General features: G+C 60.9%; 14 protein-coding genes. 3 read left to right on the top strand and 11 right to left on the bottom strand.

Annotated elements, in window-relative coordinates:
• The 3 genes from RDA78_RS02135 to RDA78_RS02125 are packed head-to-tail and all read right to left on the bottom strand — an operon-like array spanning position 1 to position 2,003.
• Positions 1-657, bottom strand: coding sequence for a precorrin-8X methylmutase (locus RDA78_RS02135; protein WP_434053728.1), 657 nt, complete (start codon positions 655-657; stop codon positions 1-3).
• Between the two features lie 6 nt (positions 658-663).
• Complete coding sequence (locus RDA78_RS02130) at positions 664-1,764, bottom strand: sirohydrochlorin chelatase (RefSeq protein ID WP_434053727.1); 1,101 nt, start codon at positions 1,762-1,764, stop codon at positions 664-666.
• Positions 1,761-2,003 carry a DUF6732 family protein gene (locus tag RDA78_RS02125; RefSeq protein WP_434053726.1) on the bottom strand — a complete coding sequence of 81 codons (243 nt, stop codon included), beginning with the start codon at positions 2,001-2,003 and terminating at the stop codon, positions 1,761-1,763. Before RDA78_RS02125 ends, RDA78_RS02130 begins: the two co-directional genes overlap by 4 nt.
• Before the next feature lie 296 nt (positions 2,004-2,299).
• Between RDA78_RS02125 and RDA78_RS02120 the strand changes: the two genes are divergently transcribed.
• The 3 genes from RDA78_RS02120 to RDA78_RS02110 all read left to right on the top strand — a co-directional run bounded on the left by RDA78_RS02120 (position 2,300) and on the right by RDA78_RS02110 (position 4,696).
• Positions 2,300-2,746, top strand: coding sequence for a hypothetical protein (locus RDA78_RS02120; RefSeq protein WP_434053725.1), 447 nt, complete (start codon positions 2,300-2,302; stop codon positions 2,744-2,746).
• A gap of 80 nt (positions 2,747-2,826) precedes the next feature.
• Positions 2,827-4,233: a PepSY-associated TM helix domain-containing protein gene (locus RDA78_RS02115; protein ID WP_434053724.1), complete on the top strand. Its 1,407-nt coding sequence runs from the start codon at positions 2,827-2,829 to the stop codon at positions 4,231-4,233.
• 148 nt (positions 4,234-4,381) lie between these two features.
• Positions 4,382-4,696, top strand: coding sequence for a DUF1905 domain-containing protein (locus RDA78_RS02110; RefSeq protein WP_434053723.1), 315 nt, complete (start codon positions 4,382-4,384; stop codon positions 4,694-4,696).
• Positions 4,697-4,724: 28 nt separating this feature from the next.
• On the opposite strand, the gene RDA78_RS02105 is transcribed toward RDA78_RS02110, so the two are convergent.
• From RDA78_RS02105 to RDA78_RS02070, 8 genes are all read right to left on the bottom strand, one after another.
• Entirely contained in the window at positions 4,725-6,017 is a 1,293-nt protein-coding gene (locus tag RDA78_RS02105; RefSeq protein WP_434053722.1) for an Hsp70 family protein, read from the bottom strand.
• A gap of 170 nt (positions 6,018-6,187) precedes the next feature.
• Complete coding sequence (locus RDA78_RS02100) at positions 6,188-7,219, bottom strand: GlxA family transcriptional regulator (RefSeq protein WP_434053721.1); 1,032 nt, start codon at positions 7,217-7,219, stop codon at positions 6,188-6,190.
• Positions 7,220-7,238: 19 nt separating this feature from the next.
• Complete coding sequence (locus RDA78_RS02095; RefSeq protein ID WP_434053720.1) at positions 7,239-8,150, bottom strand: dimethyl sulfoxide reductase anchor subunit family protein; 912 nt, start codon at positions 8,148-8,150, stop codon at positions 7,239-7,241.
• Positions 8,150-8,899, bottom strand: coding sequence for a 4Fe-4S dicluster domain-containing protein (locus tag RDA78_RS02090; protein WP_434053719.1), 750 nt, complete (start codon positions 8,897-8,899; stop codon positions 8,150-8,152). Before RDA78_RS02090 ends, RDA78_RS02095 begins: the two co-directional genes overlap by 1 nt.
• Complete coding sequence (locus RDA78_RS02085) at positions 8,896-11,712, bottom strand: molybdopterin oxidoreductase family protein (protein ID WP_434053718.1); 2,817 nt, start codon at positions 11,710-11,712, stop codon at positions 8,896-8,898. The genes RDA78_RS02090 and RDA78_RS02085 overlap by 4 nt, the downstream gene beginning before the upstream one ends.
• Positions 11,709-12,737 carry a phosphate acetyltransferase gene (pta, locus tag RDA78_RS02080; protein WP_434053717.1) on the bottom strand — a complete coding sequence of 343 codons (1,029 nt, stop codon included), beginning with the start codon at positions 12,735-12,737 and terminating at the stop codon, positions 11,709-11,711. The genes RDA78_RS02085 and pta overlap by 4 nt, the downstream gene beginning before the upstream one ends.
• A 204-nt stretch (positions 12,738-12,941) precedes the next feature.
• Positions 12,942-14,720 (bottom strand): sulfoacetaldehyde acetyltransferase, encoded by a 1,779-nt coding sequence (xsc, locus tag RDA78_RS02075; RefSeq protein WP_434053716.1) that lies wholly within the window; start codon positions 14,718-14,720, stop codon positions 12,942-12,944.
• Between the two features lie 270 nt (positions 14,721-14,990).
• On the bottom strand, positions 14,991-17,432 hold the full coding sequence (locus tag RDA78_RS02070; RefSeq protein WP_434053715.1) for a GcvT family protein: 2,442 nt from the start codon (positions 17,430-17,432) through the stop codon (positions 14,991-14,993).
• Positions 17,433-17,439: the final 7 nt, after the last annotated feature.

Raw genomic sequence — 17,439 nt, 5'->3', positions numbered from 1 at the left:
TCACACCTCCTCCGGCAGTCCGGCAGCAAGGGCGTTGACGGCGGCTGCCGCCATTGCCGAGCCACCGCGCCGGCCCCTGATTGCGAGGTAGGGAACCCCGAACGGATTGCCGATGAGCGCGTCCTTGGATTCGGCGGCACCGACAAATCCGACCGGAAACCCCAGCACAAGTGCAGGTCTCGGGCCGCCGGGCGCAATCGTCTCCAGAAGATGGAACAGCGTCGTCGGTGCATTGCCGATGGCAACGACTGCGCCGTCAAGGCGGTCTTCCCAAAGGTTGACGGCGGCCGCCGATCGCGTCGTGCCGAGTTCTTTTGCCATCTCCGGAACGCGGGCATCGTTCAGCGTGCAAACGACATCGCAGGCCGCCGGCAATCGGGAACGGATGATGCCGTGGGCAACCATCTCCACGTCACACAGAACAGCGGTCCCGGTCTGGAATGCCTGACGCGCTGCAGACGTCAGATCGTCCGACCAGGCAAGGTCGTTCGGCAGGTCGGTCATGCCGCAGGCATGGATCAGCCGCACGGCGACGGGATGCAGATCGTCCGGCAAATGCGAAAGATCCGCTTCGCCGCGAACGATGGAAAAGGACTGCCGGTAAATGGCCGACGGGTCCTTTTCATATGCGTATGCGGGAAATGACTGCCTGGACACGGGCGCCTATCCCTCGCGCTTCAGCGATTTCGGCCCATGCGGATGATCCGCATGCGGGTAGGGATGATGATGGTGGCCATGATCGTGATCGTGATCGTGACCGTCGTCATGATGGTGGTGGTGATGTCCGTGGCTGTGACCATGATCATGATGATGATGATGCCCGCCGGCTTGAACCTGCTTTTCGCAGGCCCCGGTGCAGATCTCGTCGCAGAGCTGACACTCGGCTTCCGCGCCAAGACCTTCGACGTGGTGGTGATGGCTTTCCTGCGCCAGGCCCACTTCCGCCTCGAAGCCGAGCACCTGTTCGCGGTACTTGCACATCTGACAGTTCATCAGATTCGCACCTTGCAGGATCTCCTGCACCCGGTCCGCCATCGTGTCGATGACCTGGGGGTGATCGTTGAGATAGCCTGCGTGGAGAAATTCTATGTCCGGGTGGTTTGCCGCGACCTCGTCCGCCGTGTTGTAGATCCTTTGAACCAAGACGCCGGTGAAGAGGAAATAGGGAAACACGATGATGCGCTTGTAGCCGAGCCTGGCCGCATGTTCGAGTCCGGGCCCGACCAGCGGGAAGGTGACGCCGGAATAACACGTTTCCGCCCAGCCGAATCCGAAGCCTTCCCAGAGCAGCCGCGTGATCTTGGTGACATTCGAGTTGGCATCCGGGTCGGATGCACCGCGCCCCACGACCATCAGGAGCGTCTCATGGAGCGGAACGTCGCTGTCTGCTTCGTCGATGGCTGCCTGAATGCGGGCCGCTGCCGCCTTGACCATGCGTGTATCGACGGCAAGCTCCCGCCCATAGGAGATTTTCATTTCCGGATGCATGGCCTGATAGGTATTCAGAACCGACGGGATGTCATTCTTGGCATGACCGGCGGCAAACAGCATGCCCGGCACGGCCAGAACATGCGTGCAGCCCTTTTCGCGCAATTTGTTCAAACCGTCGTGGATGACGGGATTGGCGAATTCCAGGTAGCCGTATTCGACCGGCCAGTCCGGGAACCGTTCCGTCAGACCCGCGGCAAGCTGTGCGAATTGTTTGACAGCGCCCTTGTTGCGGCTGCCGTGGCCGCAAATCATCAACCCGAGTTTTTCGCTCATTGCGCGGCTTCCCCGCCGGTCTCGTCGTCAGCTACCTCTGCTTCGGGTGTCTCTTCGGCGTCTTTCTTCTTCCGGTCCTTGAGCGCAACGAGCCCGGCCACCAGGGCAGCACCCGCGACAGCCGCCACGCCGATCCAGTGCGAATGCCCGGCCAGTTCGCCGAGATGGCCGCCATGGGCGAAGGCGGTCGAAGGCAGAAATACGGTCAGAAGTCCGGTGAGGTGCGTCCAGTAGCTCATTCTTCTCTCCCAATGGCAGGCGCCTGCAGGCAATCGACGGAGGCGGAATCGGAAGACGAAAGCAAACACAAGCAATCAGCCGGCCGGAAAACAGCCGCTCTGCAAGTGCCTTGGACAGCTCCGGCATTGGTTCCCAGTGTGGGTCAACCGCATCCAGAATCGCTTTCAGTCCCTGATAGGACGCCGTCAGGTCGCGGCAATCTAGGGGAGCCGTCCCGGCCGATCAAGCGCGAATGCGACATCCATTGGTCGAAACAGACAACAGTGGATGACAGCCGCAGAATTTGCCGGTAAGCATGCGCGTGAGGGTAAATACCGGCTATGTGGGCAATCAAGGCGTGAGGGCATTCCGGCAGATATTTCCGGAGTTGAGGGCCGCAGCATTCCTGCTGGCGGTGACGCCGTTTCTGCTCGTCTCCCTGATACCCAACGGGTACATGCCGGGCGTTCAGGCCGACGGGACTTTCACGGTCACGATCTGTACGCCCGAAGGCCACCGCACCGTCGCTCTGGACGAAGACGGAAACATTGTCCCCGCGCTGCCTGATGGCCCGGGCGGATCGAATTCCACAGATCATTGTCTTTTTGCAGGTGTCGGGTCTTTCCTGGGAACAAGTGCAGGCGTCGAACTGCGTGCGCGCCTTCAGGGGCCGCACAAGGTTCTGGCAAAACGCGATTCCGGCTTGCCGCCCTTTACCGCGCCGGGCCGTCTCGGTGCCCGTGCTCCGCCGCGCTGGATCTGAGCATCAATCAATCCACGACACACTTTTGAAGTGAGCCCAGCCTCGCCGTAAGGCAGGTGCACGCTCGCGTTGGAGCACCCATGAGTACCTATCCCAAGGACGGCACAAGCACGTCCACACCCGGCCGGTTCTATCTGGCCGCATGGCGCTGGCACTTCTACGCCGGTCTTTTTGTCATACCCATCCTGACCGCCCTTGCCGTGACCGGCATGATGATGATGTATATCGGCTTTTTTGACGGCCGCGACGGCGAGAAGATCACTGTCCAGATGCCGGAAAATCCCGTTGCGTTGAGCATATCCGATCAGGCGACGGCCGCGCAGGCGAGCCGGCCCGGCAGCACCCTTGTCGAATGGCTGAAGGGACGAGCGGAAAACAGTGTTTCCGTCTTCCGGATCGCCCATGACGGCGACCAGTTCATGGTCGCCGTTGATCCTTATACGGGCGACATCGTTGAAAGCTGGAACCGGCGGCAGGGCTGGTACGACTTTGCCGACGGCATCCACAGCGACCTGTTGCTTGGAACACCGGGCGACCGCCTTCTGGAAATAGCGGCCGGCCTCGCCATCGTCCTCATCATCACAGGCATTTACCTCTGGTGGCCGCGGGACATGTCCCTGGCACAGGCGCTTGTCCCCGATCTGCGCCAAAGGGGAAGGGCGCTCTGGAAAACGCTGCATGTGAATATCGGGATCTACGTGTCGGTGTTCCTGCTTGCTTTCCTGATCACCGGAATGGCCTGGACCGGGATCTGGGGCGGCAAGATCGTGCAGGCCTGGAGCACGTTTCCGGCGGAGAAATGGGACAACGTCCCGCTGTCGGACGAAACCCATGCCTCGATGAACCATGGCGCGGTCTCCGATCAGCCATGGGCGCTGGAACAGACGCAGATGCCGGCCTCCGGTTCTGAGGCTGGCGTTGAGGGAACCGCACCCGGTGTGCCGGTTGATATCGACAGCGTCGCGGCACTTGCCGCGTCGATCGGCTTCAACGCCCGCTACCGCATCGCCTATCCGAGCAGCGAAACCGGGGTGTGGACGATCAACCAGGACACGATGAGTGCCGACGCGGAAGACCCGTTCTCCGACCGGACGGTGCACGTCGACCAATATACCGGCAAGGTTCTGGCACATGTCGCATTCGCCGACTACTCGGCGGCGGGCAAGGCGATGGCTGTTGGTATTCCGTTTCACATGGGCCTCATGGGGCTTTGGAATCTCATCCTCAACACGTTCGTCTGCCTGTCGGTGATCTTCCTGTCCGTCAGCGGTGTCGTCATGTGGTGGATGCGCCGCCCGAAGGGACTGGTCTTGCGAGTGTTTGCGCCCAGGACGCCGGACGACCTGCCGCATTGGCGTGGCGCGATGATCCTGATGCTGGCGGTGTCGCTGGCCTTCCCGCTCGCAGGTATCACGCTTCTCGGTGTGCTTGCACTTGATTATCTGATCGTGAAGCGCATCCCGGCCCTCCGCCGGGCGTTCGGGTAAGACATGCCCGGGCACCGTCAGTGCCGGTGCCCGGGTCTTTTGTTTTGACGGTCGACAATGCGATGCACTTGACGGCCGATCAGCTTTTGGCAAGAACTCTCGTCTTCGTAGAATTACCCTTCTCCTTCGCATTGGATGCCGATCTGCCGTGCTGGACCAAATGACATTCTCCGGTGAGCTCTGGCTTTCACCCGGCCCGGGCGGCTGGACGTTTGTGACCCTGCCGCTGGAATGCGCTGACCGGATCCGGTTCATGACAGGTGGTCAGAAGACGAAAAGCTGGGGCATGATCAAGGTGCAGGTCACAATCGGATCTTCGACATGGCGCACGACCATCTGGCCGGACAAGGCATCGGGCTCCTTCCTGCTGCCGGTCAAGGCAGCTGTCAGAAAGGCCGAAAAGGTCGCGGTTGGCGACAGGGTCGAGGTGAACATGACAGTCTTGGATGAGCCGGTCGCATAGTCCAGCCAGAGGCTTGCTCGGGAGTGCTTTAAGCCGCCACCACCCAGTCGTCCGCGTCCGCGCGCGCACCGATCAGGGCAAGGCCATTAGCAACGGACGTGAGTTCGTTCCCGCCTGAGATCTTCTCCGCGCCGAACCGGTTCGCGAACTGGCGCCGGACAGCCGGAACGAACGACGTTCCGCCCGTCATGAAAACCCGGTCGATCTCGGTTTCGGGCAATCCCGCCTTTGCCAGCGTCGTGTCGAGCGCCTTGTCCATCTTGGCAAGATCGGAGGCGATCCAGCTCTCAAAATCCCGCCGGGAAACGGTCGCACGGAAATCGGCGCCAAGCGGTGAGAAGGAAAACTCGGCCTCGTCTTCCGATGACAGCCGGGCCTTGGTTTCCGACACGGACTTGTAGAGCGGATAGCCCTGGTCCTCATCGACCAGTTCGATAAAGAGCTCGATCTTGTCAGCCTCCAGGCACCAGCGCAGAAGTTTCTTCAATTCCTTGAAATCATCGGAAGTCTTGAAGATGGAGAGCATGTGCCAGCGCGCAAAGTTGGAAAAGAGGTTGGGCGGGATTTCGAGCACCTTACCCATGCTCTGGTAGGACGATCCCTTGCCCAGTTTCGGCAGCACGACATTGTCGATGATGCGGTAGTCGAACGTGTCTCCGGCAATGCCGATACCGCCGCGCCCGAGCGGGGTTGCCTTGAGGTGTCCGCCTTCCGTCTCGAAGCGCATGATCGAATAGTCCGTGGTGCCGCCGCCAAGATCGGCGACGAGAATGGTCGTATCCCTTTGAAGCGACTGCGCATAGGAAAACGCCGCGCCAACCGGTTCCATCACGAACAGAATGTCTTCAAACCCCACTTTCCTGAATGCCCTCCTGTAGCGCTCCATTGCCAGCTTTTCATCCGGCCGGTGACCGGCGAATTCGACGGGCCTGCCGACAACAAGACGGGTTTCCGCGGGATCGAAGCCGGTTCCGGAGCGCTCGAACGCGCAGCGCAGAAAGGTCGACATGAGATCCTCGAATTCAAACCGGACGCCGTAGACACCGGTTCCCTTGAAGAGGCTGCTTGCCGCAAATGTCTTGAGTGACTGGATGAAGCGCACGTCCCCGAAGCTCTCCAGAAACTGCCGGATTGCCCAGGGCCCGACTTCGGGATGCAAGGCCCGCGCCGCGCCGCGATCGAGAAAGCTCAGGACGGTCGGCAGCGACGTGAAGCTTTCGTTCCTGTCCTGAAAGCGGACGGGACTTGTGGCGCCGGGCCCATTTGCAGTGACCGCGACCGTGTTGGAAGTTCCAAAGTCAAGTCCGATGGTTTCAGTCATGTCGGCCGTCCTCACGAAACAACCCGCAAACGCACCGCGGGCTGGTCGCGGCCGAAGGGCAGAAAGGGCTCTGGAAATTGGAATGGCCGGGCTGGATACGGGCAAACACTACAAAAGGCAAGGCCAAACGACCGGTTCGGCTATGAGTTTATGCAAAAACCCATGACGGTTCAGTGATGTTCCAGGAGGCTGTCCTGTTCCGAATACTCGTCAGGCTCCGGTGTCCGCATCACGTTCGAGGCCTTGCGGGTTCTTTTCCGGCGCTCTGTTGGCGAGAAGCCGAACTTCTCCCGGTAAACGCTTGCAAAATGCGCCTGATCGACAAAGCCCGTCGAGAAGGCGACCTGGGCAACTGCCATGCGGGTCTTGCGCAGCAGTTCATCTGCCTTGTGCAGGCGGATGTCCATGTAGCAGCGCATGACGGAAATACCGAGATCCGACTTGAAATTGCGTTGTAGCTTGCGTGAGCTGACTCCGGCGAGCATCGCGATCTGGTCCAGCGTCAGGAGGTCGCTGACGTGGCTTTCCATGAGATCGACTGCTGCCGTGACGCAGCTGTTCACGCCGGTGTTGCTGCCCAGATACCGCGACCGCAGCGGCTCGTCCGCGCTGCGCATGCCGCTGTGAACCAGCCAGTCGCTCACCGTGGTCGCAAGTTCCGCGCCCAGTTCCGACTTGACCAGGGCGAGCATCATGTCGAGCGAGGCGACCCCGCCCGCGCAGGAATAGCGGTTCCGGTCGATGACGAAGATCCGCCGTTCCAGGAAATAGCCGTCCGAAAGGGCGTTGAGCTCCTCGAAATGTTCCCAGTGAACGGTGAAGCGCCGGTCTTCCATCAGGCCGGCTTTCGCCAGAAGCGCGCCGCCGCCGGAGATGCCGCCGAGAGCGACACCGTGCGCGGCGAGCTTGCGCAACTGCGCGTAAAAGGCGGTGTTCTCCGCCTCCTCCAGATTGCTTCCGGCGGCAACCAGTAGAAGATCCACCTGGTTGCTCAGGATGCCAAGGGGTTCGGTTTCGATGTATGCGCCGCAGGACGCCCGTGCCCGGCCCGCGTTTTGCGAGTAATAGGTCAACTGAAAATATTCGGAACCGCCCAGAAGATTGGCAGCCCTCAGGGGCTCGATCGCCGACGCCACCGACATGAGCGCGTAGCCGTCGACCAACAGAAATCCGATCTTGCGTCGTCTGGTCTCGCTTTGCATTCCAATATCTTAAGCAGAGTCAGCCCGAGAAGCTAGGTTGATAGGGTGGTTCCGAACCTGTCCCGCCATAGTAGAGCCTGACCACGTGTTCCGCCTCGGCGAAGAACAGCCACCGGGACGCGAAGGCACCAACCAGATAGAACAACGTCGCAAGGATCGCCGTGAACGGGTTGACGGGCAGAAGCGCGACAATGAGCAGCGGCACGACAATCATGCCTGCGAACGCGATGAGGCGTAGTTTCTGGACGTGTTTGCGGCCGACCACATGCACCATTTCCTTCAGGAGATAGTTCGATCCGGTATGCGGCGGCTCGAACAGCCGCGCACTGCCGCGATCACCCAGCCCCGTTGCGGTTTCGATCGTGTGCCCGCGTTCGGCAAACCGGCGGTCACCGAGCACCCAGTAGAGGATCTGAAAGCCGCCCGCCAGAAGCAGCAAAACGAGCGCTGCCGCCGATTGCTGGGCCAGGATCGCGCCGCCTGCGAGTGAAACGGTCAGCATGTGTACCGGTGTCAGCCAATGGTTCCAGCGTGGCACTGTTTTCAGTTGCGCGTAGATCATGGAGGTTGCCACGACCGTCGCGATGGAGAGGATAGCACCGAGCAGACCGAGCGGTGAGATCGAGGCGCCGATGAAGACCGCTGCCGCCCCGTAGATCGCAAGAATGATCAGCGCACCTGTCGACAGCCAGGCTTCCCGTGAAAGCCAGCTCGAGCGCCACTGGGTGAAGGCCTTCAGGGCCCGTTGCGGGTTGCCGAGGTGGAAGGTGGATGCCACCAGACCGCCGACCGCCAGCGCATAGGCAACGGCAAAATAGAAGAACGCTTCCACCCCGTGAACTTTGGGCAGACCCAGTCCAAGGAACGTCAGAAAGCCGAAGCCGAGGCCGGACAGGACGGTGAAGATGATAACCGAGGGTGCCGGATGCATCAGAGAGCCTCCAGTCTTTTGTCGAGCCAGGCGAGAAAACCCTTCGGTTCTTCGGCAACAGGCTCAAGCAGGGGCGTGAGCACATCCATGTCCGGCAACTGGTCCTTTGGCCGGGGCGGCAGGTACTTGTTGACCGGCTTCGTTCCCTGTTCCGGCATCAGGTCGATGCCGCCACGTTCGGCCACCAGTTTCGACACGTTGCTGTCCGGGTCGGCAAAGTCGCCGAAATGGCGCGCGCCGGCCGGGCACGTCCTGACGCAGGCAGGAACGCGGTCTTCCTCGGGTAGGTTCTCGTTGTAGATCCTGTCCACGCAGAGCGTGCACTTTTTCATCACGCCGGCGACCGCATCCATCTCGCGGGCACCGTATGGACACGCCCAGGCGCACAATCCGCAGCCGATGCAGGCATCTTCGTTGACGAGAACGATCCCGTCCTCGCTGCGCTTGTAGCTTGCGCCTGTCGGACAGACAGTGACGCAGGGCGCATCTTCGCAGTGAAGGCAGGATTTCGGAAAGTGCACCGTCTGGCTGCAGCCGCCGCCCTTGGGTTCCACCTCATAGCTGTGAATGCGGTTGAGGAAGGTGCCGACCGGATCGCCGCCATAGGCATCGGTATCGCTGAGCGGCGCACCGTAGTTTTCGGTGTTCCAGCCCTTGCAGGCCGTCACGCAGGCATGACAGCCGACGCATGTGTCCAGGTCGATGACGAGGCCGAGTTTCTTGTCCGTGGTCGCTGGCAACTGGGTCATGAGGTCACCTTCTGTTGCACTGTGGCGGGTCCCTTGCCGACCGGAGATTTCAACGGGCCGAATGCAGGCTGGCTTTCCGCCGGAGCAGTGGCCTTTTCAATCCTCACCCTGAGATCGAACCAGGCGGCCTGACCGGTAACAGGATCCGAATTCGACCATCTGAGACCGTCGCCCTTTGGGGGCAGCAATTCGTGAATCAGGTGGTTCAGCAGGAAACCGCTGGTCGCTTCCGGCGCATCGTCGTCAAGGGCCCAGGCCCCCTTTCGCTTGCCGATCGCATTCCAGGTCCACACGGTGTTTTCGTTGAGCCCGGCCATATGCGCCACCGGAACGGTGATCTCGCCATGGACGGAGGTGAGACGGGCCCAGTCGCCGTCCTTGAACCCGTTCTCCTGCCAGATCTTGGTCGGTACATAAAGCGGATTGCGTCCATGGATCTGGCGCAGCCAGGCATTCTGGCTGCCCCAGGAGTGATACATGGCCATCGGCCGCTGTGTGAGCGCATGAACGGGATAGGCCTCCGTGTCGACGGCACCGTCCTCGATGGGCGGGTACCAGACCGGGAGCGGGTCCAGATAGTCCTTGATCTGTTGTCTCAGATGATCCGGCGGCTGCCGGTCTCCGTGGCCCTCCGCGGCCAGCTGAAACCGGCGCAGCGGTTCGGCATAAAGTTGAAACAGATAGGGCTGAGGAGCGTCGTAGAAGCCGAGGCCGACCGCCCAGTCCTGGTAGGCGGCGTTCCAGGGCTTGTAGTAGGACGCTTCTTCCGGAACGTGTTCAACGAAGAAACTGCCGTTGTCGATATAGCGTTGCAACTGGTCGGGATTGACGTCTCCCCGGCCGGTCTGCGTGCCGTTTCCGCGAAACCCTGCGAGCGGACCAATCCCCGGTCTGCGCTGGTGATTGACCATGTAGTCGGCATAGTCCTCGTAGAGCGCAACGCCGTTGTCATCAACAAAGCCGGGCAGTTTGAGCCGGGATCCGAGATCGACCAGCACGGACTGGAACCCGCGGACATCGCGGTCGGGCTCGATCACCGGCCAACGGATGGCGTCGGCGGCGGCATCCGCCTCGCAGATCGGCCGATCCAGAAGCGAGATGCAGTCGTGGCGCTCCAGATAGGTCGTGTCGGGCAGGATCAGGTCGGCATAGGCCACCATTTCCGATGAGTAGGCGTCGGAATAAATGATCCTCGGGATGACATAGTCGCCGTTTTCGTCCTTGTCCGTCAGCATGTCCATGACGCCGCGTGTGTTCATGGATGAGTTCCAGGCCATGTTGGCCATGTAGAGGAACAGGGTGTCGATCTTGTAGGGATCGCCTGCATGGGCGTTGGAGATCACCATGTGCATCAGCCCGTGGGCCGAAAGCGGGTTCTCCCAGGTGAACGCCTTGTCGATCCGCGCCGGTGTTCCGTCCTCCTTCAGTGCCAGGTCGGCGGGACTGCGGACGAAGCCGAGATGCGGTCCGTCCAGGGGGCAGTCAGGCTTTGAATGGCAATGCGGTGTCGGGTGGGCTTCGACGGGTTTCGGATAGGGGGGCTTGAAACGGAAACCGCCGGGAACCTCCACCGTTCCGAGCAGGATCTGCAGAACATGCAGCGCGCGGCAGGTCTGAAACCCGTTGGAATGCGCGGAGATACCGCGCATGGCGTGGAAACTGACCGGGCGGCCGAGCATCTTCTCGTGGCGCGTGCCGCGGAAATCGGTCCAGGGCTGGTCCAGTTCGAAAGCCTCGTCGAAGGCGACACGGGCAAGCTCAGCGGCAATCGCCCGAATGCGGCCCGGGCGCACACCGCATTGTTCTGAAACGGCTTCCGGGCTGTGCTCATCGGAAAGAAAGCGATCGGCAAGGTGCTGAAAGACGGTCTTGTGCGTGACGCCATCCATGTCGACCTGGGCTGCCAGATCCGGTTTGACGCCCTGCTTGTCGAAAGGCTGCAATGTCCCGCTTGTCCGGTCGATGACCAGCGGTTTGCCGTCATCGTTGCGGATCAGCAATCCTTCGTCGGACGAGCCGGGGGTCGCGTTGACCAGGCACGATGCGTTCGTGAACTGGGCAAGGTACGAAAGATCGACCTTCCCGGCCTTCAGCAGGACGTGGATCAGGGAGGCGATGAACAGACCGTCCGTGCCCGGAGTTATGCCGACCCATTCATCGGCGATCGCGTTGTAGCCGGAGCGGATCGGGTTGACGCCGATCACCTTGCCGCCGCGTGCCTTGAGCTTGCCGAGGCCCATCTTGATGGGATTGGAATCATGATCTTCCGCGACGCCGAAGATCATGAACAGCTTGGTGTGATCCCAGTCCGGCTGACCGAATTCCCAGAACGCACCGCCCATCGTGTAGATGCCCGCGGTCGCCATGTTGACCGAACAGAAGCCGCCATGGGCCGCGTAGTTGGGAGTGCCGAAATTCTGCGCCCAGAAACTGGTGAAACTCTGCGACTGGTCGCGCCCGGTGAAGAAGGCGAGCTTTTCCGGGGCCGATTTACGCACGGGCTCGAGCCAGGACGTTGCCAGCTCCAGCGCCTCGTCCCACGAGATCTCCTCGAATTCTCCCGAACCGCGGGGACCGGTTCTTTTGAGCGGTGCGCGCAGGCGAGACGGCGCATTGACCTGCATGATGCCGGAGGACCCCTTGGCGCACAGGACGCCCTTGTTCACCGGATGATCCCGGTTGCCCTCGATATAGGCGACTTTCCCGTCCTTGAGATGCACATTGATGCCGCAGCGGCAGGCGCACATGTAACAGGTTGTCTTGCGGATCTCGTCGGATACTTTTGGCGATGTATCGACAACGGGAGCCGTCATGCCGGCTTCCCCCCGGCCTTGGCGACGGTATCCTTGTGAACTGACTGTGCGGTCGTGACTGCGATCATGTGAAGAATGTCCTCCGAACTGCACCCGCGCGACAAATCGTTTGCCGGATGCGAGAGACCTTGCAGAATCGGCCCGATAGCTTTCGCTCCCCCGATTCTCTGTGCGATCTTGTACCCGATATTTCCTGCGTCAAGATTTGGAAAGATAAAAACGTTCGCGTTACCTTCAATTGGTGAATCCGCTGCTTTCGATTGAGCAACTTCAGGTACGAACGCTGCGTCGAATTGCAATTCGCCGTCAATGAGAAGGCCCGGGTCTGCCTCACGCGCGAGCATCGTTGCCTGTTGAACCTTCGAAACCGCGTGATGTTTCGCGCTTCCCCGCGTCGAAAACGACAGCATGGCAATTCTGGCCGTCTCGTTGGTCAACTCCTGGAAAGACTGCGCGGACGCACGCGCGATTTCGCACAGTTCCTCCGCGGTTGGATCGACGACCAGTCCGGCATCGGAAAAAATACATGCGCCTTTTCGCGCATGGTGGTCTTCGCAAAAGAGGAACAGGAAGAAACTTGAAACCAGCTTTGCGCCGTCCGCAACGCCAATCACCTGGATCGCGGTCTTGATGATCTCCGCGGACGAAAGCACTGCCCCGCCAATGCAGCCGTCCGCATGTCCGGCCTTCACCAGCAGCGCTGCATAGACATGCGGCGTGAGCGCCTGCTGCATTGCCTTGTCCGGGTCCACGCCCTTGTGCTTGCGCATCGAGTGGTAAAGCCCGGCGAGTTCTTCCGTCAAGGGCGACGTCGCAGGGCGATGGATGTCCAGGCCCTCAATCGAGTCGAACAGCGCGGATTGGTCGTCTTCCGGTTCAGTTTCGCAAACCAGAATAATCCGGGCGATACCCTGCTTGCGCGCATCAACCGCTGCCTGGATGACCCGGGGGTCCGCGCCTTCGCTCAGAACGATCGTCTTGTCTGACCGGGCGGCGTTCCGCAGGATTTCTTCCAAAGGTTTCATCGGACCTTGCTTTCCTGGCACTGGCTGATCGGCCTGACCGCCGAAAGTGCCGTCCAGCAAGGACAGCCGGCGAGGTCCTGGACCGATGGGCTGGTGCCGCCGCCAATCCGGCGGATCGGGCGGCGGCACCGGTTCAAACGATTTGCGTGCGGTCCTGCCGGACGGGACGTCCTGCGGAAACCAGCGGCAAACCGGTACGGACGCTTAAACGCCCGTCTGAGGACGCATGTCCGATGCGGAGATCCCGGCGACGGCGACAGGTTTTTTCATTGCGTCGCGACGGAACGGATCGCCGAGTTCCTGGTTGATCAGAACCTCGAGCAGCGTGGTCTTGCCATGGTTCATCTGGTCGTCGATGGCCTTGTCGAGCATCTGCGTCAACTCGTCCATCGTTCGGGCCTGGACACCCTGGAGACCACAGGCTTTGGCGATTTCGGCATAACTGACCTGTTCGTCGAGCTCGGTGCCGACAAAGTTGTCGTCGTACCAGAGGGTCGAATTGCGCTTTTCCGCACCCCACTGATAGTTGCGGAACACCACCATGGTGATCGGCGGCCATTCCTTGCGCCCGATTGCCGTCAGTTCCGTAACCGCGATGCCGAAGGCACCATCACCGGCAAATCCGACAACGGGTGTGTCCGGGCAACCGATCTTGGCACCGACGATTGCCGGCAGACCGTAGCCGCAAGGACCGAACAGGCCCGGCGCTAGGTACTTGCGGCCGGTTTCGAAGCTCGGATAGGCATTGCCGATCGCGCAGTTGTTGCCGATGTCTGAGCTGATAATCGCTTCCTTCGGCAGGGCTGCCTGGATGGCACGCCACGCCTTGCGCGGGCTCAGCCACTCCGGCTTGGCCGCACGTGCGCGCTCGTTCCAGTTGGTGCCCGGATCATCGTCTTCGTGATCCATGGACGAGAGCTGCTGCGCCCAACGGGATTTCGTCTGCGCAATCGTGTGAACGCGGTCGTCACGGCCGCTGTTGCCGGCGCTCGGCGACAGCCTCTCAAGCAGAGTTTCTGCAACTTTCTTGGCGTCTCCGACCACCCCGACGCTGACGGGCTTGGTCAGTCCGATCCGGTCCGGATTGATATCGACCTGGATGATCTTGGCGTCCTTCGGCCAATAATCGATGCCATAGCCCGGCAGGGTCGAGAACGGATTGAGCCGTGTGCCGAGCGCCAGAACCACGTCCGCCTTGGAAATCAGTTCCATGCCGGCCTTGGAGCCATTGTAACCGAGCGGACCGGCAAACAGCCGGTGCGAGCCCGGGAAGGCATCATTGTGCTGGTAGCCGCAGCATACAGGTGCATCGAGACGTTCGGCGAGGTCCATGGAGGCCTCGATCGCGCCGCCGATGACGACGCCGGCACCGTTGAGGATCACCGGGAATTTGGCGCTGCTCAGAAGATCCGCAGCTTCCTGGATCGCGCTGTCGCCGCCGGAGGGGCGCTCGAACTCGACAATCGCAGGCAGGTTGATATCGATGACCTGCGTCCAGAAATCGCGCGGCATGTTGATCTGTGCCGGAGCGCTGGCGCGCTTGGCCTGCAGGATCACCCGGTTCAGGACTTCGGCGACGCGCGTCGGGTCGCGGACTTCTTCCTGGTAGGCGACCATGTCCTTGAACAGGGCCATCTGTTCGACTTCCTGGAAACCGCCTTGTCCAAGCGTCTTGTTGGCAGCCTGTGGCGTGACCAGAAGCAGCGGCGTGTGGTTCCAGTAGGCGGTCTTGACGGCAGTGACGAAGTTCGTGATCCCGGGTCCGTTCTGCGCGATCATCATGCTGACTTTGCCGGTGGAACGCGTGTAGCCATCGGCCATCATGCCGCCGGATCCCTCGTGGGCACAGTCCCAGAACTTGATGCCGGCATCCGGAAACAGATCGGAGATTGGCATGAATGCGGAGCCGATAATGCCAAACGCGTGCTCAATTCCGTGCGTCTGAAGCACTTTGACGAATGCTTCTTCAGTCGTCATTTTCATGTCGAATACTCCCGTAAATTCAAGAAAACCGTGTCTCGCAGATGATGCGTTGAGACCAGATTTAACTCGACTTGTTACTGCACACTTAGGGCCAGTTTGTAAGACGCAATAAGACCAGATTACGCCAAAGCCGTTCCCGGACGATGCAGTTTTATTGTTAACGGATTTAAAAAATTGAGACAATAGGTCTCAAAAAATTAAATTATGGTCGATCTATTCTCTTTTCCAGGGTCTGGAAGCCGGGCAAAAAGAGCTTCGGGACACGGAAATCTAGACCTTCACCCGCTCCGATTTCGGGTCATAGAGCGGTTTCAGCGACGCCTCCGCCTTCACACGTGTCCCGGCAACCTCGATTTCGTAAGTGGAGCTGAGCGCCTGCTCGGCGGTTTCGCCGGGGCAGGGCACGTAACCCAGGCCGACGGCGCCACCGAGCGTGTGTCCGTAGTTGCCGCTGCTCAGGAAGCCGACGACGTCGCCGTTCCTCAAGATCGGCTCGGCGTGATAGAGCAGCGGATCCGGGTCGCTCAGGCGGAACTGGATGAGCCGTTTGTCGAGCCCGGCCTCGCGTTTGCGCAGAACCGCATCCCGGCCGATGAAGTCCGGCTTGTCCCGCTTGACCGCGAAACCGAGCCCGGCTTCCAGGACGTGATCCTCACAGGTGATGTCGTGGCCGAAATGCCGGAAGCCCTTTTCGATCCGGCACGAATCCATCATGTGCATGCCGCACAGTTTCGCATCGAGACCCTGTCCTGCTTCGTGCAGAACCTCGAAGACGTGGCCGGCCATGTCCGATGAGATGTAGAGTTCCCAGCCGAGTTCTCCGACATAGGTGACCCTGTGCGCACGCGCCAGCCCCATGCCGATTTCGATTTCCTGGGCCGTGCCGAACGGGTTTGTCGCGTTGCTGAAGTCGTTGGGTGAGACCTGCTGCAGCAGCGCACGGGAATTCGGCCCCATCACCGCAAGCACGGCTTCGCCTGCCGTGACATCGGTGATCACGACCCGGCGGTCGCCGACATGGCGCCTGAGCCAGGTTTCGTCCGCCAGCCGCGTCGCGGCGGGCGTCACCATCAGGTAGGCCGTTTCCGACACCCGCGTGATGGTCACGTCGGCTTCTATGCCGCCGCGATCATTGAGCAACTGCGTGTAGACGATCTTGCCGACCGGAACGCAATAGTCGCCGCCGCCGACATGGTTCAGGAAGGCCTCGGCGTCCGGACCTTCAATCCGGATCTTGCCGAAGGACGACATGTCGTAGATGCCGACATTCTCGCGAACCGCCTTGTGTTCGCGCGCCGCGTTTTCGAACCAGTTCTGGCGCTTCCAGGTGTACTGGTATTCGCGTTCCTGGCCCTCATCGGCAAACCAGTTGGCGCGCTCCCAGCCGGCAAGCTCGCCGAAAACCGCTCCGTTCGCCTTCAGGTGTTCGTGGAACGGCGTTCTGCGCACGCCTCTTGCCGTCGCCTTCTGGCGGTAAGGAAAATGGTCAGCGTACAAAAGACCGAGAGTTTCCTTCGAGCGCTCGAACAGATAGTGCCGGTTGCCCTGGAACGGCTGCATCCGCGAGATGTCGACGTCACCCAGGTCAAAAGGTTTCTCGCCTGTATCCATCCATTCGGCGAGCGCCATTCCTGCGCCTCCGGCGGACTGGATACCGATGGAGTTGAAACCTGCGGCGACCCAGAAATTGTCGAGTTCGGGCGCAAGGCCGAGATGGTAGGCATCGTCAGGCGTGAAGCTTTCCGGGCCGTTGAAGAAGGTGTGAATCCCGGTTTCGGCCAGAAGCGGCAGCCGATTCACGGCGGCCTCGAGGATCGGTTCGAAATGATCGAAGTCTTCCGGCAGCTGATCGAACTCGAAATCGTCCGGGATGCCGTTCATCCCCCAGGGTTTGGCATTGGGCTCGAACGCGCCGAGCAGGATCTTGCCGGCGTCTTCCTTGTAATAGGCGCACTCATCGGGCACCCGCAGCACCGGCAGCTGGGTCAGGCCGGGGACATTTTCGGTGACGATGTAGAAGTGCTCGCATGCATGAAGCGGCACGTTGACGCCGGCCATGCGGCCGAGTTCGTGGCCCCACATTCCGGCGCAATTGACCACATGATCGCATTCGATGGTGCCGGTACCCTCCGCGGTCTGCCACTCCACGCCGGTGATCCGTTGTCCGGACTTCACAAGCCCGGTGACCTTCACCCGTTCCATGACCTTGGCACCGCCCATGCGTGCGCCTTTTGCCAGCGCGAGGGCGATGTTTGCCGGATCGCCCTGGCCGTCCAGCGGCAGGTAGACACCGGCGACCACATCCTCGGTGTTCAGGTGCTCGTAGCGTGCCTTGACCTCGTCCGGCGAGATTTCCTCGACCTCGACACCGAACGCGCGCGCCATCGAGGCCTGCCGGAAAATTTCTTCCTTGCGCTCTTCTGTCAGGGCCACGGTGATCGATCCGCACCGCCGGAAACCGGTGGCAACCTCCGTCTCCGCTTCGAGGCTGCCGTAAAGCTCCTGGCTGTACTTGGCCAGACGCGTCATGTTCTCCGTCGCCCGCAGCTGCGCGATCAGCCCGGCGGCATGCCAGGTTGTTCCCGAAGTCAGCTGCTTCCGCTCAAGCAGGACAACGTCGGTCCAGCCTTTCTTGGTCAGGTGATAGGCGACGGAACATCCGACCACGCCTCCACCGATGACAACGACGCGGGCTTTTGATGGAGGTGTCACTTTTAAC

This window comes from Roseibium sp. (assembly GCF_051016195.1).
Lineage (GTDB): Bacteria > Pseudomonadota > Alphaproteobacteria > Rhizobiales > Stappiaceae > Roseibium.
Note: the sequence above shows the minus strand (reverse complement) of the source record. Positions and strands in the feature narration are given on the sequence as shown.